This is a genomic window from Streptomyces cadmiisoli, from assembly GCF_003261055.1.
Lineage (GTDB): Bacteria > Actinomycetota > Actinomycetes > Streptomycetales > Streptomycetaceae > Streptomyces > Streptomyces cadmiisoli.
Genome location: NZ_CP030073.1, coordinates 2,315,222 through 2,336,820, shown reverse-complemented (window position 1 = coordinate 2,336,820; position 21,599 = coordinate 2,315,222). Strand labels below are relative to the sequence as shown.

Genomic DNA, 21,599 nt, shown 5'->3' with positions numbered 1-21,599 from the left:
AGGTGAGGTCCCACATGTTCACCACCCGCCCCACACTCCAGGGCACCTTCGGCATGGTGTCGTCCACGCACTGGCTGGCCTCGCAGTCCGCGATGGCCGTCCTGGAGAACGGCGGCAACGCCTACGACGCGGCCGTGGCCGGCGCCTTCGTGCTGCACGTCGTCGAGCCGCACCTGAACGGACCGGCCGGCGAGGTGCCCATCCTGCTCGCCCCGGCCGGCGGCGAGGTGCAGGTGCTGTGCGGGCAGGGCGTGGCTCCCGCCGGGGCGACCGCGGCGCACTACCGGGGACTCGGTCTGGACCTCGTCCCCGGCACCGGGCCGCTCGCCGCCGCGGTGCCCGGGGCCTTCGACGCGTGGATGCTCCTGCTGCGCGACCACGGCACCAAGTCCCTCGCCGAGGTCCTGGCGTACGCCATCGGATACGCCGAGCACGGGCACGCGCCCGTGGAACGCGTCGGTGAGACCGTGGAGACCGTGCGCGAGCTGTTCGAAACCGAATGGACCACGTCCGCGGACGTGTACCTGCCGGGCGGCCGCGCACCGCGGCCCGGTGAACTGCTGCGCAACCCGGCGCTCGCCGCCACCTGGCGGCGGCTGCTCGCCGAGGTCGACGGTGCCGGGGACCGCGAGGCCCGGATCGAGGCGGCCCGGCACACCTGGCGCACCGGGTTCATCGCCGAGGCGCTGGTGCGCCAGGCGCGGCGGCCGACCATGGACACCAGCGGCGAGCGCCACACCGGCACGCTGACCGAGGCCGACCTGGCCGGCTGGTCCGCGACCTACGAAGCGCCCGCGACCTACGACTGGAACGGCTGGACCGTGTGCAAGGCCGGTCCCTGGAGCCAGGGCCCGGTCCTGCTCCAGCAACTCGCGCTGCTGCCGCCCGACCTGCCGCCGTACGGCTCGGCGGACTACGTCCACCTGCTGATCGAGGGCTGCAAGCTCGCCATGGCCGACCGGGAGGCCTGGTACGGGGACGCGGCCGAGGTACCCGTCGAGGACCTGCTGTCGGACGCCTACAACGCCGAGCGGCGCGGGCTCGTCGGTGAGCGGGCGTCCGGCGAGCTGCGGCCCGGCAGCCCCGGCGGGCGCGCGCCGCGGCTGTCCGCGCACGCGCTCACCGCGGCGGCCAGGCAGGCGACGCACCGCGGCGCGCCCGGCGCCGGCGAGCCCACGGTGGCCGTGCCGCGGACCTCCCCCGAGCCGGGCGAACCCCACGTCACCGCCCGGGGCGCCACCCGCGGCGACACCTGCCACCTCGACGTCGTCGACCGCTGGGGCAACATGGTCGCCGCCACCCCCAGCGGCGGCTGGCTCCAGTCCAACCCCGTCGTCCCCGAACTGGGCTTCCCGCTCGGCACCCGGCTCCAGATGGCCTGGCTCGACGAGGGCCTGCCGAACACGCTCACCCCGGGACGCCGCCCGCGCACCACCCTCACCCCGTCGATCGCCCTGCGCGACGGTGTGCCGGTCATGGCGTTCGGCACACCCGGCGGCGACCAGCAGGACCAGTGGCAGCTGCACTTCTTCCTGGCGGTCGCGCTGCGCGCCCCGGTGCGTGGCGGCCTCGACCTCCAGGGCGCCGTCGACGCCCCGAACTGGCACAACGACAGCTTCCCCGGCTCCTTCCACCCGCGCGGGATGCGCCCCGGCAGCGTGACGGTCGAGGCCCGCACGGACCCCGCCGTCGTGGCCGAGCTGCGGCGGCGCGGCCACGACGTCACGGTCGGCGCCGAGTGGTCCGAGGGACGGCTGTGCGCCGTCGCCCGGGACCCCGGGACCGGCGTCCTGTCGGCGGCGGCGAATCCACGCGGTATGCAGGGCTACGCGGTGGGCCGCTGACCTGCGACGATCCGAGGGGCGACCGGGCAGTCCCGGGCATTCATGCCGATTCCACCCGGAGTACACCGGCAGGGTGGGGATTGTCAGAGGCGCGTGCTCTCATGGAGGCATGATCGAAGACAACGAAACCATCGACGAGTTTCTCGCCCACCGCTCGACCGACGTGGAGGAGGCCGTCCGCAAGGCCGCCGCCGCCGAGATCATGCCGCGTTTCCGCCGGCTGGCCGCCGACGAGATCGACCAGAAGAGCGGCCCGCACGACCTGGTCACGGACGCCGACCGGCTGGCCGAGCGGTACCTCACAGAGGTGCTCGTCGAGCTCCTGCCCGGCTCCGTGGTCGTCGGAGAGGAAGCGGTCCACGCCAACCCCGCGTCGTACGAGGCGATACGGGGCGAGGCACCCGTGTGGATCATCGACCCGGTCGACGGCACCCGGCAGTTCGTGCACGGCGACGACGGCTTCTGCACCCTGGTCGCACTCTCGGTGCGCGGCGTGCTGACGGCTTCGTGGACGTACGCGCCCGCCCGTGACCAACTGGCCACGGCCGTGCGCGGCAAGGGCGCGTTCCTGGACGGCGAGCGCCTGTTCGCCGGTCCGCCCGCACCGGGACGCGACCTGACGATCGCCACGTCCCACCCGGACTACACCACGCAGGAGCAGAAGCGCGCACTGCTCGGTCTGTGGACGGACGGCGTCGCGCCCCGCGAGTGCGGTTCCGCCGGACTGGAGTATCTCGCCGTCGCCCGGGGCGAGTTGGACGCGACCGCGTTCTCCTGGGAGGCCGCCTGGGACCATGCGGCGGGCCTGCTGCTGGTCGAGGAGGCGGGTGGCGCCCACCTGACGCGCACGGGCGAGCCGTTCCGCATCACCGGCGGCAACGCGCTGCCGTTCACCGCGGCCCGCGACACGGCCACCGCGCGACGGGTCGCGGGGCTGCTGGCCTCGTCGGTCTGAGCCCGCAACACCGCACCGGGGCCACCCGTCGAGAGGGATCGTCGGTCCCCCGGCATATCCTGATCCTGAGTGGCCATCGGCTGACGAAGGGGTCCGAAGGTGCCGTCGATACTCGATGCGGTCGTGGTGGGTGCGGGGCCGAACGGACTGACCGCTGCCGTGGAGCTGGCCCGCCGCGGATTCTCCGTGGCCGTCTTCGAGGCCCGGGACACCGTCGGCGGCGGAGCGCGCACCGAGGAACTGACGCTGCCCGGCTTCCGCCACGACCCGTGCTCGGCGGCGCATCCACTCGGTATCGCCTCCCCGGCCTTCCGCGCCCTGCCCCTGCACCGGTACGGACTGGAGTGGCTCCAGCCCGAGCTGCCCATGGCGCACCCCTTCACCGACGGCACCGCGGCCGTGCTGGCCCGCAGCGTGGGGGAGACGGCCGCGTCGTTCGGCCCCCGCGACGCCGGGGCGTACCGCAGGCTGGTGGCGCCTTTCCTGCCCAAGTGGGACACCCTGGTCCGGGACTTCATGTCCCTGCCGCTCACCGCCCTGCCCCGCGACCCGGTGACGCTGGCCCGTTTCGGCCTGGTCGGTCTGCCCCCGTCGACCTGGCTGACCCGCCGGTTCCACGACGAGCGGGCCAAGACCCTCTTCGCCGGTCTCGTCGCGCACGTCATGGCGCCGTTGAGCGGCTTCGCCACGGGGGCCGTCGGCCTGGTCTTCGCCCTCGCCGCGCACACCGGGGGCTGGCCCGTGGCCCGCGGCGGATCCCAGTCCATCTCCGACGCGCTCGCCGCGTACCTGGAGGACCTCGGCGGCACGGTCCACACCGACTACGAGGTCAAGCGCCTCGACGACCTGCCGCCCGCCCGGGCGTACGTCTTCGACACCTCTCCCACCGCCCTGGCCCGTATCGCGGGCCTCGGCCGCTACTACGAGGGCTACCGGTACGGCCCCGGCGTCTTCAAGGTCGACTACGCCCTGGACGGCCCGGTGCCGTGGACCGCCCCCGACGCCCGCCGGGCCGGCACCGTGCAGATCGGCGCCGACAGCCGGGAGATCGGCACGGCCCTGCGCGCCGTCTCCCGTGAGGGCCGGGCACCCGACGCGCCGTTCCTCATCACCGTGCAGCCCGGCGTCGTGGACCCCTCCAGAGCGCCGGCGGGCCGGCAGGTGTTCTGGGCGTACGGCCATGTCCCCAACGGCTGGACCGGCGACCTCACCGATGTGATGGAGCGCCAACTGGAGCGCTTCGCCCCCGGGTTCCGCGACCGGGTCCTGGCCCGCGCCGTCGCCGGCCCGCCCGAACTCGCCGCCCGCAACGCCAACTACGTGGGCGGTGACATCGGCTCCGGCGCGGTGGCCGGCCTCCAGAGCGTGCTGCGCCCCAAGCTGTCCCTGTTCCCGTACGGCACCCCGCACCCCGCCGTCTTCATCTGTTCCTCGGCCACCCCGCCGGGTCCCGGCGTGCACGGCATGTCCGGGCACAACGCGGCGAAGGCCGTGTGGAAGCGACTGAGGCAGACATGACCACCACGATCACCCTGGTCCAGGGCGACATCACCCGGCAGAGCGTCGACGCGATCGTCAACGCCGCGAATTCCTCGCTGCTCGGCGGCGGTGGCGTCGACGGCGCCATCCACCGGCGCGGCGGTCCCGCCATCCTGGAGGAGTGCCGCAAGCTGCGGGCCTCCCGGTACGGCAGGGGTCTGCCCACCGGCCGGGCGGTCGCCACCACGGCGGGCCGGCTGGACGCCCGCTGGGTCGTCCACACCGTCGGCCCCGTGTACTCCGAGCAGGAGGACCGCTCCGACCTGCTCGCCTCCTGCTACCGGGAGTCCCTGCGGGTGGCGGACGAGCTGGGCGCCCGCACGGTCGCGTTCCCGGCGGTCTCCACCGGTGTCTACCGGTGGCCGATGGCGGACGCCGCGCGGATCGCCCTGGGCACGGTACGGTCCACGCCGACATCGGTCGAGGAGATCAGGTTCGTCCTCTTCGACGACCGGGCGTACGAGGCGTTCGCCCGGGCGAAGTCCGAGGGAGACGAACCCGCGGGCTGACGCCCGCCCGGCCACCGGGCCCGTCGGCCCGCCCGGTCCGCAGCCCAGCACCGGTTCGCCCGGCCCGCCCATTCGCAGGCTGGCGCTCATCCGCCCGGCCCGCAGGCCATCGCCGATCCTCCGGACAGACGGGCCGGCGCCCGTCCGGCCCGTCTGTCCGCCCCGGCGGGCCGCCGCCGACCCGCCCGGTCCGCAGCCCACCGCCCACGAGCCGTCACCGCCCGTGAGCCCCGGCCCATGAGCCGCCACGGCCCGGGAGCCCCCATTCACGCGGCCTACCCTTCACGCGGCCTTCCCGCGGCTGGCCGCCCCGTCGTCCCGTCCCTGCCCCCGACCCGCCCCCACCCGCTCCCGTGATCATCCGTGTGTCGCCCGCCGCCCAGTGGAAACCCGTACCGCAGCGGAGCGCGAAGCGGTGCGAGAAGACGGCAGGCAGGTGGTGCGACATGCGTTTCCGTGACCGTGCGCAGGCCGGTCTGGAGCTGGCCGAGCATCTGCGCATCCTCCAGGAGAAGGGCACCCTCCCGGACCCGGTCGTCCTGGCCCTGCCCCGCGGCGGTGTCACCGTGGCCCGGGAGGTGGCGCTGGCGCTCGGCGCCCCGCTCGACGTGCTCGTCGTCCGGAAGATCGGGGCGCCCTCCCACGAGGAGTACGGCGTCGGGGCGCTCGCCGGCGACGAGCCCCCGCTGTTCGACGCACGCGCCCTGGAACTGCTGGGCCTGACCGAGCAGGACCTCGAACCCGTCGTCGCCCGCGAACGGACGGAACTGCGCCGCCGCGAACAGCGCTACCGGCAGGACCGCCCCGCCGCCGACCTGCGCGGACGCACCGCGATCCTGGTCGACGACGGGCTCGCCACCGGAGCCACCGCCCGGGCCGCCGTACGGGCCGTGCGCCGGCGCGAGCCCGCCCGTGTCGTGGTCGCCGTCCCGGTCGGCTCGCACGAGGCGGCCGAGCTGTTGCGGGGCGACGCCGACGACGTGGTGTGCCTGATGCGCCCGAGTCCGTTCCAGGCGGTCGGCCTGTGGTACGAGGACTTCGGGCAGCTGACCGACGAGGACGTGCTGGACGCCCTGCACGGCGACTGAGCCGCCGCCCGTCAGGCGTACCGCACCCGCCCACCGAGGGGAGAGAGTCGTGTCCGCCAGAGACCCGGCACCCCGCGAGCGTTCCGGCACGACCGGACGCCGCTTCCCGCGCACCGGCACCGAGCCGGTCACCGCGCAGAGCCCGCTGCGGCTGCGTCTGCTGCTCAGCGGCATCTTCCTGCCCGTCTTCCTCGCGGCGGCCGTGCTGTTCGGCCTCTGGGCGGCCTCCTCCGGGCCCGGGGACTCGCCCGGAACGGGGGCGCTGACCGGGCTGGCCGTCGCCTGCGGCGTCCTCGCGGTGATCGCCGCGGCGGACGGTCTCGTGGTGCGACGCCGGATGCGCCAGGAGCGGGCCGCGCGGCCCGGCTGAGCGCCCGGATCACGGCGATCGGTGTGGCGGGGAGCAGGTCCGGGCGGAAGAATCCCTGAAGCACGTACCCGGCCGAACCGCGCTTGACCACACCGAAGGGGACCCGGCGCATGGACGAGCAGGACGAGCGCTTCGACGTCGTCGTTCTCGGAGCGGGCCCCGGCGGTTACGTCGCCGCCGTGCGCGCCGCCCAACTGGGCGGACGTGTCGCCGTCGTCGAGGAGAAGTACTGGGGCGGTGTCTGCCTGAACGTCGGCTGCATTCCCACCAAGGCCCTGCTGCGCAACGCGGAACTCGCGCACATCGTCACCCGCGAGGCGAAGACCTTCGGGATCAGGGCGGACGGTGAGATCACGTTCGACTACGGGGAGGCGTTCCGCCGCAGCCGCCGCGTCGCGGACGGCCGGGTCAAGGGCGTGCACTACCTGATGAAGAAGAACGGGATCACGGAGTTCGACGGGCGCGGCGTGTTCCTCGACCCGCACACGATCCAGGTCACCGGCTACGACGGCGGGACCCGCACGATCGGCTTCGACCACTGCGTCATCGCGACCGGCGCCACCCCGAGGCTGCTGCCCGGCACCCGTCGCACCGCGCGCGTGGTGACGTACGAGGAGCAGATCCTCGCCGAGGAGCTGCCGCGCTCGATCGTCATCGCGGGGGCCGGAGCGATCGGCGTCGAGTTCGCGTACGTCCTGCACAACTACGGTGTGAAGGTCACGATCGTCGAGTTCCTCGACCGCGTCGCCCCGCTGGAGGACGCCGAGGTGTCCGCCGAACTCGCCCGCCAGTACCGCAAGCTGGGCATCGACGTGCTGACCTCGACCCGGGTCGACGCCGTCGACGAGTCCGGCCCGCAGGTCCGCGTCCAGGTCACCGCCGGGGACGGCTCCCGGCAGGTGCTGGAGGCCGACAAGGTCCTCCAGGCCATCGGCTTCGCCCCGAACGTCACCGGCTACGGCCTGGAGAACACCGGTGTCACGGTCACCGAGCGCGGTGCCGTCGCCGTCGACGGCCGCTGCCGCACCTCGGTGCCGCACATCTTCGCCATCGGCGACGTCACCGCGAAACTGATGCTCGCGCACGCCGCCGAGGCGATGGGCGTGATCGCCGCCGAGACCATCGCGGACGCGGAGACGATGGAGCTCGACTACGTGATGATCCCGCGCGCCACCTACTGCCGGCCGCAGATCGCCAGCTTCGGCCACACCGAGGAGCAGGCGCGTGCGCTGGGCCATGACGTCAAGGTGGCGAAGTTCCCCTTCACGGCCAACGGCAAGGCGCACGGCCTCGGCGACGCGACGGGGTTCGTGAAGCTGATCAGCGACGCCAGGTACGGGGAGCTCCTCGGAGGTCATCTGATCGGCCCGGACGTCACGGAGCTGCTGCCCGAACTGACCCTGGCTCAGCAGTGGGACCTGACGGTCCACGAGGTGGCCCGCAACGTGCACGCGCACCCGACGCTGGGCGAGGCGGTCAAGGAGGCGGTGCACGGACTGGCCGGCCACATGATCAACATGTAGGGGAGGGGGAGCGGGCCGCCCGCGCCGAAGAACCTCGGCCCGCCCCGCCGTCCGTACCGTGTCCGCCGGGTGCCGCCGGCCCGGGTGCCGGCTAGTCGGCCGTGTCGCTCACGCCCAGCCGCAGATGCTCCACGTGGTACACGGCCTGGTCGAGGAGTTGCGCGACATGGTCGTCGTGCAGGGCGTACACCACCGACCGGCCGCGGCGCTCGCCCACCACCAGCCCGAGGTTGCGCAGCAGCCGCAGCTGGTGCGAGCACGCGGACTGCTCCATGCCCACCTCGGCGGCCAACTCGGTGGCGGGCAGCGGGCCTTCGCGCAGCCGCGCGAGGATCAGCAGCCGGGACGGGGTGGACAGGGCCTGGAGCGTGGTGGCCACCTTGGCCACGTTGTCCGCGTCCAGGCGGACGCGCGGCGTGTCCTGTGCGGCGGTGACTGCTCCGTGACCCATGAGCGGTATCTTACCGAGGTCACATGAATCCCTCTTCATGTGAATGGTTCTTCATGTATTCCTGTATGGTGGCCGGCGTGTCAGCGACTCTCGCACCCCATGCGTCCCCCACCCGCACCCCGAGGGCACCCCGGCGCCGCACGCGCGTCCTCGCCCTGCCCGAGGCCCGCTGGGCGCTCGCGGCCCTCGTGGCCTTCCTGGTGGCGCTCGCCCTGGACCTCGGCGGCGCCCCCGGGTGGGCGTACGGCCCCCTCTACGCGCTCGCGTACGTCACCGGCGGCTGGGAACCGGCCCTCGAAGGGCTGCGCGCACTGCGTGAGAAGACCCTCGACGTCGACCTGCTGATGATCGTCGCGGCGCTCGGCGCGGCCTCGATCGGACAAGTCCTCGACGGCGCCCTGCTGATCGTCATCTTCGCCACCTCGGGCGCCCTGGAGGCCCTCGCCACCGCCCGTACCGCGGACTCCGTGCGCGGTCTGCTCGACCTCGCCCCCGCCACGGCGACCCGGCTGGCCGAGGACGGCACCGAGCGGACCGTACCGGCCTGCGCACTCGCCGTCGGCGATGTGCTGCTGGTCCGCCCCGGCGAGCGCATCGGCGCCGACGGCACGGTCCTGGACGGCGTCAGCGAGGCCGACCAGGCCACCGTCACCGGCGAACCCCTGCCCGTCGTCAAACGCCCCGGCGACGAGGTCTTCGCGGGCACCCTCAACGGCGCCGGCGCCCTGCGCGTCCGCGTCGCCCGCGACCCCGCCGACTTCGTCATCGCCCGGATCGTCACCCTGGTCGAGGAGGCCTCCCGCACCAAGGCGCCCACCCAGTTGTTCATCGAGAAGGTCGAACAGCGCTACGCGGTCGGCGTGGTGGCCGCCACCCTCGCCGTCTTCGCCGTGCCGCTCGCCTTCGGCGCCGCCCTCACCGACGCGTTGCTGCGCGCCATGACCTTCATGATCGTCGCCTCTCCGTGCGCCGTCGTCCTGGCGACGATGCCGCCCCTGCTGTCCGCCATCGCCAACGCGGGCCGGCACGGCGTGCTGGTCAAGTCGGCGGTCGCGATGGAGCGCCTCGGCGAGATCGACCTCGCCGCCCTGGACAAGACCGGCACCCTCACCGAGGGCGCGCCCGAGGTGACACATGTACGGCCGCTGTCCGACTCCGGCCTCGACGAGGACCGCCTCCTCGCGCTGGCCGCCGCGGCCGAGTATTCCAGCGAGCACCCGCTGGCCCGCGCGATCGTGACTGCCGCCCGCGCCCGGAACCTGCCGATCGCGCCCGCCGCCGACTTCAGTGCCGCCCCGGGCCGGGGGGTCACCGCGGTGGTCGAGGGGCACGAGGTGAGCGTCGGCCGCGCGCCGGTGCCCACCGGGCGCGCGGACGGCGCGACCGTCGTCCTGGTCGTCCGCGACGGCGCACCGGTCGGCACGCTCGCCCTCACCGACCGCCTCCGCCCCGAGGCGCCCGCCGCCACCGCCGCGCTCACCGCCCTCACCGGGATCTCCCCCGTCCTGCTCACCGGCGACACCGCACCCGCCGCCGCCCGGGTCGCCGAGGCCACCGGCATCACCGACGTGCGCGCAGGGCTGCTGCCCGAGGACAAGGTCAACGCCGTACGCGGCCTTCAGGGGGCCGGCCGCAAGGTCCTCTTCGTCGGCGACGGCGTCAACGACGCTCCCGCCCTGGCCGCCGCGCACTGCGGACTGGCCATGGGCCGCGCGGGCTCCGACCTCGCCCTGGAGAGCGCGGACGCCGTCGTCGTACGCGACGAACTGGCCACCGTCCCCGCGGTCGTACGGCTCTCCCGGGCGGCCCGCCGGCTCGTCGTGCAGAACCTGGTCGTCGCGGGCACGTTCATCACCGTGCTGGTCGTCTGGGACCTGGCCGGCCACCTTCCGCTGCCGCTCGGTGTCGCCGGGCACGAGGGGTCGACGGTGCTGGTCGGCCTGAACGGACTCCGGCTGCTGCGTGAGTCGGCCTGGCGATCCGGCCCGCCCCAGGACACCTGAGGTCGATGTCGGATTCTCGCCAGCCCGGGCCCGGCCGGTGGCCGATGCTGGAGGCATGCAGAACGGGATGCACACCGACACCGAGCGCTGTCTGCGCGCTGTCCGGTCCAAGGACGCCCGGTTCGACGGATGGTTCTTCACCGCGGTCCTGAGCACCGGGATCTACTGCCGGCCCAGCTGCCCCGTCGTGCCGCCGAAGCCCGAGAACATGGTGTTCCACCCGAGCGCGGCCGCCTGCCAGCAGGCCGGTTTCCGGGCCTGCAAGCGCTGCCGCCCGGACACCAGCCCCGGCTCCCCGGAGTGGAACCAGCGGGCCGACGCGGTCGCCCGGGCCGTGCGGCTGATCGCCGACGGCGTCGTCGACCGCGACGGCGTGCCCGGGCTCGCCGCACGGCTCGGCTACAGCACCCGCCAGGTGGAACGCCAGCTGCTCGCCGAACTGGGCGCCGGCCCGCTCGCCCTGGCCCGCGCCCAGCGCGCCCAGACCGCCCGGCTGCTCGTCGAGACGACCGCGCTCCCCATGGCGCAGATCGCGTTCGCGGCCGGCTTCTCCTCGATCCGCACCTTCAACGACACCGTCCGCGAGGTCTACGCCCTCACCCCGAGCGAACTGCGCACCCGGGTGCCGCGGGGCCGCGCCGGAAACACCCCCGGCGCCCTGTCCCTGCGGCTGCCGTTCCGCGCCCCGCTCAACCCGGACAACCTCTTCGGCCACCTGGCCGCCACCGCCGTACCGGGCGTGGAGGAATGGCGGGACGGCGCCTACCGGCGCACGCTCCGCCTGCCGTACGGCCACGGCATCGCCGCGCTCACCCCGCACCCCGACCACATCGCCTGCCGCCTCACCCTCAGCGACCTGCGCGACCTGCCGGTCGCCATCAGCCGCTGCCGCCGCATGCTCGACCTGGACGCCGACCCGGTCGCCGTCGACGGCCATCTGCGCACCGACCCGGTTCTCGCGCCGCTGGTGGACAAGGCCCCGGGCCGACGGGTGCCGCGCACCGTCGACGAGGCGGAGTTCGCCGTACGGGCCGTACTGGGACAGCAGGTCTCCACCGCCGCCGCCCGCACCCACGCCGCGCGCCTGGTCACCGCGCACGGCGAGCCCGTCGACGACCCCGAGGGCGGGCTCACCCACCTCTTCCCCGCCCCGGAGGCGCTCGCCGCGATCGACCCCGAGACGCTGGCGATGCCCGGCACCCGCCGGCGGACGTTCACCACACTCGTCGGCCGGCTCGCCGACGGCTCCCTCCAGCTGGGCGTGGAGAGCGACTGGCCGCGGACCCGGGCGCTGCTGCTCGCCCTGCCGGGGTTCGGGCCGTGGACGGCCGACGTCATCGCCATGCGCGCCCTCGGCGACCCCGACGCGTTCCTCCCCACCGACCTCGGCATCCGCCGTGCGGCGGGGGAGCTGGGCCTGCCGTCCACCCCCGCGGCCCTCACCGCCCGGTCGGCCGCCTGGCGGCCCTGGCGGGCGTACGCCGTCCAGTACCTGTGGGCGACCGACAGCCACCCGATCAACTTCCTTCCTGTCTAGGGACGTTCCATGACCGCCAAGAAGCAGCACACCGTCATCGACAGCCCGTACGGGCCCCTCACCCTGGTCGCCGACGACGGCGTCCTGTGCGGCCTGTACATGACCGATCAGCGGCACCGCCCGCCGGAGGAGACCTTCGGCGAACCCGACGAGGCGCCCTTCGCCGAGGCCGAGGAACAGCTGGAGGCCTACTTCGCGGGCGAGTTGAAGGAGTTCACCGTCGAACTCCGCCTGCACGGCACGCCGTTCCAGCGGTCCGTCTGGGAGCGCCTGCGCGGCATCCCCTACGGCGAGACCCGCACCTACGGCGAACTCGCCGACACCCTCGGCAACCCCCAGGCCTCCCGCGCCGTGGGCCTGGCCAACGGCCGGAACCCGGTCGGCATCATCGTCCCCTGCCATCGCGTCATCGGCGCGAGCGGCGGCCTGACCGGCTACGGCGGCGGCCTGGAGCGCAAGCAGCGCCTGCTGGACTTCGAACGGGGCGCGGCCCTCTTCTAGTGCCGCACTGGGGCGTGCCCGGGAGGACAGGGCGTGCCCGCGAGGACCGGCTCGGCGCGTTCAGTAGTCGTTCTCGACGCTCAGCCGGTCCAGCAGGACCGGCAGGGCGGACCCGATGGGTTCCCGGATCACCTCGTCGGCCAGCTCGTCGTACGGCGTCGGCTCGGCGTTGACGATGATCAGGCTGGCGCCGTGCTCAGCGGCGAGGCCGGCCAGCCCGGCGGCGGGATGCACCTGGAGGCTGGTGCCGACGGCGATGAAGACCTGACACGCCTTGGTGATCGCGACCGCCTCGCCCAGGACCACCGGGTCGAGGTGTTCGCCGAACATCACGGTCGCCGACTTCAGGATCCCGCCGCACTCCAGACACGGCGGGTCCTCCTCGCCGACGTCGACCCGGGCGAGCGCGTCCGCCATCAGTCCGCGCGCGTGGCACTTGGTGCACACCACCTGGCGAGCGGTGCCGTGCAGCTCCAGCACCTTGCGGGCGGACACCCCGGCGAGCTGGTGCAGCCCGTCCACGTTCTGGGTGATGACCCGCACCGGCACCCCCGCCCGCTCCAGATCGGCCACCGCCCGGTGCGCCGCGTTGGGCTCGGCGTCCAGCGCGCCGGTCTTGCGCCGCATCTGCCAGGACCGCCGCCGGATCTCCGGGTCGCGCATGTAGTGGTCGTAGGTGACGAGCTTCTCCGCCTCCGGGTCCCGCCGCCACAGTCCGTTCGGGCCGCGATAGTCGGGGATCCCGGAATCGGTCGAGATGCCTGCGCCGCTGAGGATGGCAACCAGGGGCCTGTTCATGGCCCGAGACTAGGACGGTTGCCCGCCCGGGGCGAACGGATGACCGGGGGCCGGCCGCGTGCGCGCACCGGGCCGCGTGCCCGCGCCGCGGAGCCGGCCCCGGGCCCTCGCGGTCACCCTGCCCGGTGGCCGTTCTCCAGCTCGGCCGTCCCCGAACCGTCCGCCAGGACGTCGAGCGCCGCCAGCACACGGCGGCCCAGGGCGCCGGGCAGATAGCCGGTCACGTCCTCCCGCGGCACCAGCCGCCAGGACAGCAGCTCCTCCTCCTGCAACCGGATCGCCTTGAGGTCCTCCTCGGGGAGCACCCCGCCGTCGTACAGATACGCCACCAGCGGCGGCCGGCCCGTGCCGTGCACCCAGTCCACCGCGAGCAGGCGGCCGAGCTCCCGGTCCAGGCCGATCTCCTCGGCGGTCTCCCGGCGGGCGCCCTGACGCGGGGTCTCGCCGTCGTCGGACTCGATCGTGCCGCCCGGAAGGGCCCAGCCCTCGCGGTAGTTGGGCTCGACGAGCAGGACGCGGCCCTCGGTGTCACGGAACAGCGCGGCGGCCCCGGCGAGGACACGGGGCAGCCCCGCGATGTAGGCGGCGAAGTCAGCAGTGGTCATCCCGGAAGGGTAACCAGCGCGCGCCGCCGCCCCGCGGGCTCGCGGTCCGCCGAGGGGCGCGCACGGCACCCGGGCGATCTCGCCGCGCTACGCGGCCTCCGCGAGCGCCAGCCGCAGGGTCCGCCTCGCCAGCTCGCTGATCCGCACCCCGTCGAAGCCGAACACCGCGCTGCGCACGGTGTCCTCCAGCGGGTCCTTCCACTGGGCGGGGATGTCGTCCGCGCCGGTCAGCACACCGGCGACCGAGCCCGCGGTGGCACCGTTGGAGTCGGTGTCCAGGCCCCCGCGGACGGTGAGCGTGATGGTGCGGGTGAAGTCGCCGTCGCCGTACAGCAGCCCCGCGGTGAGCACCGCCGCGTTCGGGACGGTGTGGATCCAGCCGAGTCCGGCGGTCTCCTCGGCCATCGTGGTGAGGGTGTCCTCCCAGGGCAGCCGGGCCTCGTGGAGCGAGGCGACCCGGCGGACGGTGCGGGCCAGCCGGCAGCTCGCGGGGACCACGGTCAGGGACTCGTCCAGGGCGTGCCGGACGGTGGGGGCCGTGAACGCGGCCGAGATGAGCGCCGCCGCCCACATCGCGCCGTACACGCCGTTGCCGGTGTGCGACAGCACCGCGTCCCGGCGGGCCAGCGCGGCGGCGCGGCGCGGGGCGCCCGGGCAGGTCCAGCCGTAGATGTCGGCGCGGATCAGGGCGCCGATCCACTCCTGGTAGGGGTTGTCGTACGTCGCCGTCAGCGGCGGTTTGAGGCCGCCCGCGAGATTGCGGTAGGCGGCCCGCTCCGCGGTGAACGTCTGGAGGTACGGCAGCCGCAGCAGCCACAGGTCGCCGACCTGCTCGGTGCTGAACCCGAAGCCGTGCGTCTCCAGCAGGTCCAGGCCGAGGACGGCGTAGTCGACGTCGTCGTCGCGGCAACTGCCGTGGATGCGGCCGCGGACGCAACTGCGCCACTCCGGGCGCAGCCGCGGGCCGTCGCCGTCGGCGGGCGGTTCGGGAAGGTAGTCGGTGAGGGGCAGCGCGCGGGCCTGACGGAGGTAGCGGTCGATGCGGTCGCGTGTCCACAGGTCGCCCTGCTCGACCGGTTTGCCGAGCATGTTGCCGGCGACACGGCCCAGCCAGCCCCCGAGGATGCGGTCGGCGAGCTCCGGCTCGGTGCCCACAGGGGTCATACCACCGGTCTACCCGATTCCGGCGCCCGGCACCGGCCGTCGGGGGCGGGTTCCGCGGGCGTTCCACGGTGCGGGCGGGGCATGACGGCGGGACAGTCCTGCGGTTAGGGTCGCAACGGCGCGACCGGCCCCGACGTGGGCGGGGCCCGGAGAGCAAGGGGAAGACAAGGTGGTTGAGGCTGTGGACGGCGCCCGTCGGGTGCTGATCGCCGCGGACAAGTTCAAGGGATCGCTGACGGCCGTGCAGGTCGCCCAGCGGGTGACGGCCGGACTGCGCCGCGTCGTACCCGACGTCGAGGTCGCGGCGCTCCCCGTGGCGGACGGCGGCGACGGGACCGTGGACGCGGCGGTCGCGGCCGGGTTCGAGCGGCGCACGGTCCGGGTCGCCGGACCCCTCGGCGACGAGGTGACGGCGGCGTTCGCCCTGCGCGGCGACACCGCGGTCGTGGAGATGGCCGAGGCGAGCGGGCTCCAGCGGCTGCCGGCCGGGGTCTTCGCGCCGCTGACCGCTTCCACGTACGGGTCGGGGGAACTGCTGCGGGCCGCGCTCGACGCCGGGGCGCGCACGATCGTCTTCGGGGTCGGCGGGAGCGCGACCACCGACGGCGGCGCCGGAATGCTGGCCGCGCTCGGCGCCCGGTTCAGCACCGCCGACGGCGGGCCGGTGCCGCCCGGGGGCGGCGGTCTGCGCGACCTCGCGACCGCCGACCTGTCCGGCCTGGACCCCCGGCTGGCGGACGTGCGGCTCGTGCTGGCGAGCGATGTCGACAACCCGCTGACCGGCCCCAAGGGCGCGCCCGCCGTGTACGGGCCGCAGAAGGGCGCCGGACCGGACGACGTCGCGGTGCTGGACGCGGCGCTCGCGCACTTCGCGCAGGTGCTGGAGCGGGCCGTCGGACCGCGCGCCGGGGAGTACGCCTCGGCGCCGGGCGCGGGCGCGGCGGGCGGCATCGGGTACGGCGCGCTGATCGTCGGCGCCCGGTTCCGGCCCGGGATCGAGGTCATGCTCGACGTCCTCGGCTTCGGCGCCGCCCTGGCGCAGGCGGACCTGGTGATCACCGGCGAGGGCTCCCTGGACGAGCAGACCCTGCACGGCAAGGCCCCGGCCGGGGTCGCCGCGGCCGCCCGCGCCGCCGGCAAGGAGGTCGTCGCGGTGTGCGGCCGGCTGGCCCTGCCACCCGAGGCGCTGGGCCGGGCCGGGATCCGCCGGGCGTACGCCCTGACCGACGTCGAGCCGGACGTGGCGAAGTGCATCGCGGACGCCGGTCCGATCCTGGAGCGGACGGCGGAGCGCGTGGCGCGCGACTTCCTGTCCTGACCCCGGCCGCGCGCCGGCCTCAGGAGGCCGGCGCCCCGATCGTGTTCAGCTCGGCCAGCGCGTCCGCCGGCAGGGCCAGGTCAGCCGCCGCGAGGTTCTCCCGCAGATGGGCCGGTGACGAGGTGCCCGGGATCACGGCGACGGCGGGGGAGCGGTGCAGGAGCCAGGCCAGGGCCACCTGCTGCGGCGAGGCGTCCAGAGCGGCGGCGATCCGGGTCAGCGTCCCGGACTGCAGCGGTGTGAACCCGCCCAGCGGGAAGTACGGCACGAAGGCGATGTTCTCGGCCTCGCACCGCTCCAGCAGGGCGTCGTCGCGCCGCACGGCCAGGTTGTAGAGGTTCTGCACGGTGACCACGGGCGCGATGGCCCGGGCCTCGGTGAGCTGGCGCTCCGAGACACAGCTCAGGCCCAGGTGCCGGATCAGGCCTTCCTGGCGCAGCTCGGTGAGCGCGCCGAACTGCTCCGCCACGGAGTCCTCGTTCGGCGTGTCGTGCGTGCCGACGCGCAGATTGACCACGTCGAGCGTGTCCACACCGAGGTGCCGGAGGTTCTCCCGGACCTGTTCCTTGAGATCGGCGGGGTCCAGGGACTGGATCCAGCCACCGTCCGTGTCCCGGCGGGCGCCCACCTTCGTGACGATGCGCAGGTCCGCCGGGTAGGGGTGCAGCGCCTGCCTGATCAGTTCGTTGACGACGACGGGACCGTAGAAGTCGGCCGTGTCGATGTGGGTGACGCCCGAGGCCACCGCCTCGCGCAGCACCGCCAGCGCCTGCGCACGGTTTTCGGGCGGGCCGAAGACGTTCGGCCCGGTGAGCCGCATGGTGCCGTAGCCCAGCCGGGAGAGCGTGAGGCCGTCGGCCGGGGTGACGGTGCCGCCGGGAATTCCAGGCATGTCTTACTTCTCCAGACGTGTTCTGTTCGCCAGGTGCTCGACCAGCCTGCCGCCGCGCCACCGGGTCCCGGCAGTGCCCCGCCGATCCTGGGAGTGGCGGGGCCAGGCACCGCGCACCCGCCGGCCGTACGGTGGGGACCATGGACGGGACGGACGGCACGAACGCCCTCGGCGACTTCCTGCGCGCCCGCCGGGCCCTGGTCCGCCCCGAGGACGCCGGCCTGACCGGCGGCGGACTGCGCAGGGTCCCGGGGCTGCGCCGCGAGGAGGTCGCGCTGCTCGCCGGCATCAGCGCGGACTACTACCTCCGTCTGGAACAGGGCCGGGACCGCAATCCCTCGGTCCAGGTGCTGGAGGCCATCGCCCGGGTCCTGCGGCTGGACGCCGCCGCCACCGGCCACCTGATCGCGCTGGGCGGTCCGCCTCGGCCGCGAGCGCGGCCATCGGTGCTGTCGGCCGGGGAGGCACCGGCGTCGGCGGCCGTGCCGCGCAGCATCCTCCAGCTCATCGACGGCTGGACGCACAACCCCGCCTACGTCCAGAACACGTTCTCCGACGCCCTCGCCGCCAACGCCCTGGCCACCGCCGTCTCCCCGAACTACCGCCCCGGTGTCAACCTGCTGCGCGCCGTCTTCCTCGACCCCGCGGAGCGGGAGCTGCGCCGGGACTGGGAGGAGCTGACCGAGGAGGGCGTGGCGGTGCTGCGCACCCAGGCCGGGCCCGATGTGGCCGATCCGCGGCTCCAGCGCCTGGTCGGGGAGCTGTCGGTACGCAGTGAGCGCTTCCGCGCGCTCTGGGGCCGGCACGACGTGCGCACCCGCGCCGGGCGGCTGAGCCGGCTGCGGCATCCGCAGGTCGGCGACCTGGAGCTGTACTCCGACAAGCTCTCGATCGACGGCGCCGACGGCCTGACCCTCGTCGTCTTCCACGCGGAACCCGGCAGCCGCAGCGCCGAGCTGCTGGAGATCCTCGGCAGTCTCGCCGCCCCGGACCGCGCGCCCGGCACACCGGAGCCCTCCCCCGAACAGCGGGGGACACCCGAACAGTGAGGGCCCCGAACCGCGAACGGTTCGGGGCCCTCACTCCACGAGCGGATCGTACGGATCGCCTACGGCAGCTGCGCCGCCCGGGCCTCACGCCGGTTGTCGCGGAAGTTGTTCACCCGGCGGGCCGTGGCGAACAGCGGGATCACCGCGCCCATCACCAGCTGCAGCGCGCAGCCGGTCTGGAGGAGCAGCTGGCCGCTGGGGGCGCCGAAGGCCCAGGCCACCAGCAGACCCATGCTGAGCACGATCCAGCCGAGCATCGCGCCGGCGAGGCGGCCCCGCGGCTTCGGGTACTCGACCCGGCTCACCATCAGCCACGCGGTGCCCAGGATCGCCAGCAGGGTCGCGACGAACGGCAGCTCCAGCAGCACGATCGCGACCACGGTCAGCGCGCCGAACGGGCTGGGCATGCCCTGGAACATGCCGTTCCGCGGCGTCACGCAGGAGAATCTGGCCAGCCTGAGCACGACCGCGAGCAGGACGACGATCGCCCCGACCGCGGCGACCCGCTGGTGCGCGTCGTCCGCGACCATGCCGTAGACCAGGACGAAGTACGCCGGGGCCAGGCCGAAGCTGATCAGGTCCGACAGGTTGTCCAGCTCGGCGCCCATGGGGGACGAGCGCAGCTTGCGGGCGACCAGTCCGTCGAACAGGTCGAAGACCGCGGCGCAGAGCATCAGGATGACCGCCGTGGCCGCGCTGTGGCGGGCCATGCCGGTTTCCTGGCTGCCGGTGAGGTGCGGGATCAGGATGCCGGTGGTGGTGAAGTACACCGCCATGAAGCCGCACGTGGCGTTGCCGAGGGTGAGGGTGTCCGCTATCGACAGACGCAGAGAGAGGGGCATCTCCTCCTCTTCGTCCTCGGTCACCGCCTCGGGGACCCAGCCCTGTTGTGTCTCGGGATGGTCAGTCACGGTCAATGCGAGTCACCCCAGCCACTGTCTTCTGGCCGACTTCGACGGCGACCTCGACGCCCTCCGGCAGGTACAGGTCGACGCGCGAGCCGAAGCGGATCAGACCGATCCGCTCGCCCTGCTCGACCTTGGTGCCCTGCGGGATGTAGGGGACGATGCGTCGGGCCACCGCGCCGGCGATCTGGATCATCTCGATGTCACCGAGCTCGGTGTCGAAGTGCCAGACGACCCGCTCGTTGTTCTCGCTCTCCTTGTTGAAAGCGGGAACGAAGCCGCCGGGGACGTGCTCGACCGACGTCACGGTGCCGGCCAGCGGAGCGCGGTTGACGTGGACGTTGAGCGGGCTCATGAAGATCGCGACGCGGGTACGTCCGTCCTTCCACGGCATGATGCTCTGCACCACGCCGTCGGCCGGCGAGATGACCCGGCCCTGGGTGATCTCGCGCTCGGGGTCGCGGAAGAACCACAGCATCCCCGCGGCGAGCGCGGTGGCGGGGACGGCGACGGCCTTCGCGGCGCCGGAACGGCGGGCTCGGGCCAGGCTGAGGGCCGCGGTGGCGACGGTCGGGAGAAGCCACGGCGATGCTCCGCGCGCGAGGCGTACGCCGACCAGGCTGTCGCGAGGTGCAGAGGTTTGGCTGTGGGGCATGGATGACCTTCGTAGCGGATGATGCCGCGCTTCTGAACGGGGGACGGCGGCTTTCTCGCGATCGTAGCGGCTATGGGCCGCAACTGGGTAAGCCAGGCAACCGAGTCGGCGGGCGAAGGCTCCCTACGGGGTGTGATCTTCTTCTCGAAGAAAACACCCCGTAGCAGGACATTCAGCCCTGGAATCGATACTCTTCGAGCAACCTCCGACCAATGATCATTTTCTGGATCTCGGCGGTACCTTCACCGATGAGCAGCATCGGGGCCTCGCGGTAGAGGCGCTCGATCTCGTACTCCTTGGAGAAGCCGTAGCCCCCGTGGATCCGGAAGGCGTCCTCCACGACCTCCTTGCAGTACTCGGAGGCGAGGTACTTCGCCATCCCGGCCTCCAGGTCGTTTCGTTCCCCGGAGTCCTTTTTGCGTGCAGCGTTCACCATCATGGCATGCGCGGCCTCCACCTTGGTGGCCATCTCCGCGAGCTTGAACTGGATCGCCTGGTGCTGAGCGATCGGTTTGCCGAAAGTGTGACGCTGCTGGGCGTACCGGACGCCCAGTTCGAAGGCACGCTGAGCGACGCCGCAGCCACGCGCCGCCACATTGACGCGGCCGACCTCCACGCCGTCCATCATTTGGTAAAAACCACGGCCGGTGGCCCCGCCGAGCACGCGGTCGGCCGGAATCCGCAGGCCGTCCATGATCAGCTCGGTGGTGTCGACGCCCTTGTACCCCATCTTGTCGATCTTGCCCGGGATCGTCAGGCCCGGCCGGACCTCACCGAAACCGGGCTCCTTCTCGACCAGGAAGGTCGTCATCGACTTGTGCGGCGCGGTCCCCTCCGGGTGTCCTTCCTCGCTGCGGACGAGAACGGCGACGAGTGACGACGTGCCCCCGTTGGTCAGCCACATCTTCTGACCGTTCAGGACGTAGTCGTCGCCGTCCCGGACCGCCTTCGACGTGATCGCCGAGACGTCCGAACCCAGACCGGGCTCCGACATCGAGAACGCGCCGCGGATGTCGCCGGCCGCCATCCGCGGCAGGAAGTGGTCCTTCTGCTCCTGCGTGCCGTGCTGCTTGAGCATGTACGCCACGATGAAGTGCGTGTTGATGATGCCGGACACCGACATCCAGCCACGGGCGATCTCCTCCACGCACAGCGCGTACGTGAGCAGGGACTCGCCCAGACCGCCGTACTCCTCGGGGATCATCAGGCCGAACAGGCCCAGTTCCTTGAGGCCGTCGACGATCTGCTGCGGGTACTCGTCGCGGTGCTCCAGCTCGGTGGCGACCGGGAGGATCTCCTTGTCCACGAAGTCGCGGACCGTGGACAGGATCTCCTGCTGGACATCGGTCAGACCGGCGGTCTGGGCGAGTCGCGCCATTGCTACTTCCCCTGTTCGTCGAGCTCCGGGCGGCCCGGCTGCTCGCCGCCGCGCTCCTTGATGTACGCCTCGGTGGGGACCATCACCTTGCGGCGGAACACGCACACCAGCGTGCCGTCCTGCTTGTAGCCCTTGGTCTCCACGTGCACGATGCCGCGGTCGTTCTTCGACTTGGACGGCCACTTGTCCAGCACCGTGGTCTGCCCGTAGACGGTGTCGCCGTGGAACGTCGGCGCCACGTGCTTGAGCGACTCGATCTCCAGATTGGCGATCGCCTTGCCCGAGATGTCCGGCACGGACATGCCGAGAAGCAGCGAGTAGACGTAGTTCCCGACGACGACGTTCCTGCCGAAGTCCGTCGAGCTCTCCGCGTAGTTGCTGTCCATGTGGAGCGGGTGGTGGTTCATGGTCAGCAGGCAGAACAGGTGGTCGTCGTACTCGGTGACCGTCTTGCCCGGCCAGTGCTTGTACGTCGCGCCGACCTCGAACTCCTCGTAGGTGCGCCCGAACTGCAT

The 21,599-nt window shown here is 73.2% G+C and carries 21 protein-coding genes; 12 read left to right on the top strand and 9 right to left on the bottom strand.

The annotated features are described in order from the left end of the window. Positions 1-14: 14 nt before the first annotated feature. The 7 genes from DN051_RS09725 (at position 15) to lpdA (ending at position 7,828) form a co-directional block, all read left to right on the top strand. Positions 15-1,844, top strand: a complete 1,830-nt coding sequence (locus DN051_RS09725; RefSeq protein WP_112438519.1) for a gamma-glutamyltransferase family protein — start codon at positions 15-17, stop codon at positions 1,842-1,844. Positions 1,845-1,953: 109 nt separating this feature from the next. Beyond that, the gene (locus DN051_RS09720; RefSeq protein WP_053761154.1) at positions 1,954-2,799 is read left to right on the top strand and encodes an inositol monophosphatase family protein; all 846 of its coding nucleotides are present in this window, start codon (positions 1,954-1,956) and stop codon (positions 2,797-2,799) included. Positions 2,800-2,907: 108 nt separating this feature from the next. After that, positions 2,908-4,317, top strand: coding sequence for a phytoene desaturase family protein (locus DN051_RS09715; RefSeq protein WP_162625135.1), 1,410 nt, complete (start codon positions 2,908-2,910; stop codon positions 4,315-4,317). Beyond that, on the top strand, positions 4,314-4,847 hold the full coding sequence (locus DN051_RS09710; RefSeq protein WP_112438517.1) for an O-acetyl-ADP-ribose deacetylase: 534 nt from the start codon (positions 4,314-4,316) through the stop codon (positions 4,845-4,847). The genes DN051_RS09715 and DN051_RS09710 overlap by 4 nt, the downstream gene beginning before the upstream one ends. A gap of 446 nt (positions 4,848-5,293) precedes the next feature. Further along, positions 5,294-5,935: a phosphoribosyltransferase gene (locus DN051_RS09705; protein ID WP_053761157.1), complete on the top strand. Its 642-nt coding sequence runs from the start codon at positions 5,294-5,296 to the stop codon at positions 5,933-5,935. Positions 5,936-5,984: 49 nt separating this feature from the next. Continuing rightward, complete coding sequence (locus DN051_RS09700; RefSeq protein WP_112438516.1) at positions 5,985-6,305, top strand: DUF6343 family protein; 321 nt, start codon at positions 5,985-5,987, stop codon at positions 6,303-6,305. A gap of 110 nt (positions 6,306-6,415) precedes the next feature. Continuing rightward, the gene (lpdA, locus tag DN051_RS09695; protein ID WP_112438515.1) at positions 6,416-7,828 is read left to right on the top strand and encodes a dihydrolipoyl dehydrogenase; all 1,413 of its coding nucleotides are present in this window, start codon (positions 6,416-6,418) and stop codon (positions 7,826-7,828) included. A gap of 91 nt (positions 7,829-7,919) precedes the next feature. Here lpdA and DN051_RS09690 read toward each other — a convergent pair whose 3' ends face one another. Then, a complete protein-coding gene (locus DN051_RS09690; protein WP_053761160.1) occupies positions 7,920-8,279 on the bottom strand; it encodes an ArsR/SmtB family transcription factor in 360 nt (119 codons plus the stop codon). A gap of 65 nt (positions 8,280-8,344) precedes the next feature. On the opposite strand from DN051_RS09690, the gene DN051_RS09685 reads away from it, so the two are divergent. Genes DN051_RS09685 through DN051_RS09675 form a run of 3 tightly spaced genes read left to right on the top strand, consistent with a single transcriptional unit; the run spans position 8,345 to position 12,320 of the window. Further along, a complete protein-coding gene (locus DN051_RS09685) occupies positions 8,345-10,282 on the top strand; it encodes a heavy metal translocating P-type ATPase (RefSeq protein WP_112438514.1) in 1,938 nt (645 codons plus the stop codon). 55 nt (positions 10,283-10,337) lie between these two features. Further along, positions 10,338-11,819 (top strand): AlkA N-terminal domain-containing protein, encoded by a 1,482-nt coding sequence (locus DN051_RS09680; protein ID WP_281289058.1) that lies wholly within the window; start codon positions 10,338-10,340, stop codon positions 11,817-11,819. A 9-nt stretch (positions 11,820-11,828) separates the two neighbouring features. Next, a complete protein-coding gene (locus DN051_RS09675) occupies positions 11,829-12,320 on the top strand; it encodes a methylated-DNA--[protein]-cysteine S-methyltransferase (RefSeq protein WP_053761161.1) in 492 nt (163 codons plus the stop codon). Between the two features lie 60 nt (positions 12,321-12,380). Here DN051_RS09675 and DN051_RS09670 read toward each other — a convergent pair whose 3' ends face one another. The 3 genes from DN051_RS09670 to DN051_RS09660 form a co-directional block, all read right to left on the bottom strand. After that, entirely contained in the window at positions 12,381-13,118 is a 738-nt protein-coding gene (locus DN051_RS09670; RefSeq protein ID WP_053761162.1) for an SIR2 family NAD-dependent protein deacylase, read from the bottom strand. A gap of 113 nt (positions 13,119-13,231) precedes the next feature. Further along, positions 13,232-13,723, bottom strand: coding sequence for an NUDIX domain-containing protein (locus DN051_RS09665; protein ID WP_053761163.1), 492 nt, complete (start codon positions 13,721-13,723; stop codon positions 13,232-13,234). A gap of 87 nt (positions 13,724-13,810) precedes the next feature. After that, the gene (locus DN051_RS09660; protein ID WP_112438513.1) at positions 13,811-14,887 is read right to left on the bottom strand and encodes an ADP-ribosylglycohydrolase family protein; all 1,077 of its coding nucleotides are present in this window, start codon (positions 14,885-14,887) and stop codon (positions 13,811-13,813) included. Positions 14,888-15,068: 181 nt separating this feature from the next. Here DN051_RS09660 and DN051_RS09655 point away from each other — a divergent pair, with 181 nt between their 5' ends. Then, positions 15,069-16,205: a glycerate kinase gene (locus DN051_RS09655; RefSeq protein ID WP_053761165.1), complete on the top strand. Its 1,137-nt coding sequence runs from the start codon at positions 15,069-15,071 to the stop codon at positions 16,203-16,205. Between the two features lie 19 nt (positions 16,206-16,224). Here DN051_RS09655 and DN051_RS09650 read toward each other — a convergent pair whose 3' ends face one another. Further along, positions 16,225-17,097 carry an oxidoreductase gene (locus DN051_RS09650; RefSeq protein WP_112438512.1) on the bottom strand — a complete coding sequence of 291 codons (873 nt, stop codon included), beginning with the start codon at positions 17,095-17,097 and terminating at the stop codon, positions 16,225-16,227. 140 nt (positions 17,098-17,237) lie between these two features. Here DN051_RS09650 and DN051_RS09645 point away from each other — a divergent pair, with 140 nt between their 5' ends. Then, on the top strand, positions 17,238-18,146 hold the full coding sequence (locus DN051_RS09645) for a helix-turn-helix domain-containing protein (protein WP_112438511.1): 909 nt from the start codon (positions 17,238-17,240) through the stop codon (positions 18,144-18,146). A gap of 59 nt (positions 18,147-18,205) precedes the next feature. Here the strand turns inward: DN051_RS09645 and pssA are convergent, their stop codons facing one another. The 4 genes from pssA to DN051_RS09625 form a co-directional block, all read right to left on the bottom strand. Next, on the bottom strand, positions 18,206-18,988 hold the full coding sequence (gene pssA / locus DN051_RS09640) for a CDP-diacylglycerol--serine O-phosphatidyltransferase (protein WP_053761195.1): 783 nt from the start codon (positions 18,986-18,988) through the stop codon (positions 18,206-18,208). Between the two features lie 61 nt (positions 18,989-19,049). Further along, positions 19,050-19,706: a phosphatidylserine decarboxylase gene (locus DN051_RS09635; RefSeq protein WP_053761168.1), complete on the bottom strand. Its 657-nt coding sequence runs from the start codon at positions 19,704-19,706 to the stop codon at positions 19,050-19,052. A gap of 172 nt (positions 19,707-19,878) precedes the next feature. Beyond that, positions 19,879-21,084: an acyl-CoA dehydrogenase family protein gene (locus DN051_RS09630; RefSeq protein ID WP_112438510.1), complete on the bottom strand. Its 1,206-nt coding sequence runs from the start codon at positions 21,082-21,084 to the stop codon at positions 19,879-19,881. A gap of 2 nt (positions 21,085-21,086) precedes the next feature. Then, positions 21,087-21,599: a MaoC family dehydratase gene (locus DN051_RS09625; RefSeq protein ID WP_053761170.1), complete on the bottom strand. Its 513-nt coding sequence runs from the start codon at positions 21,597-21,599 to the stop codon at positions 21,087-21,089.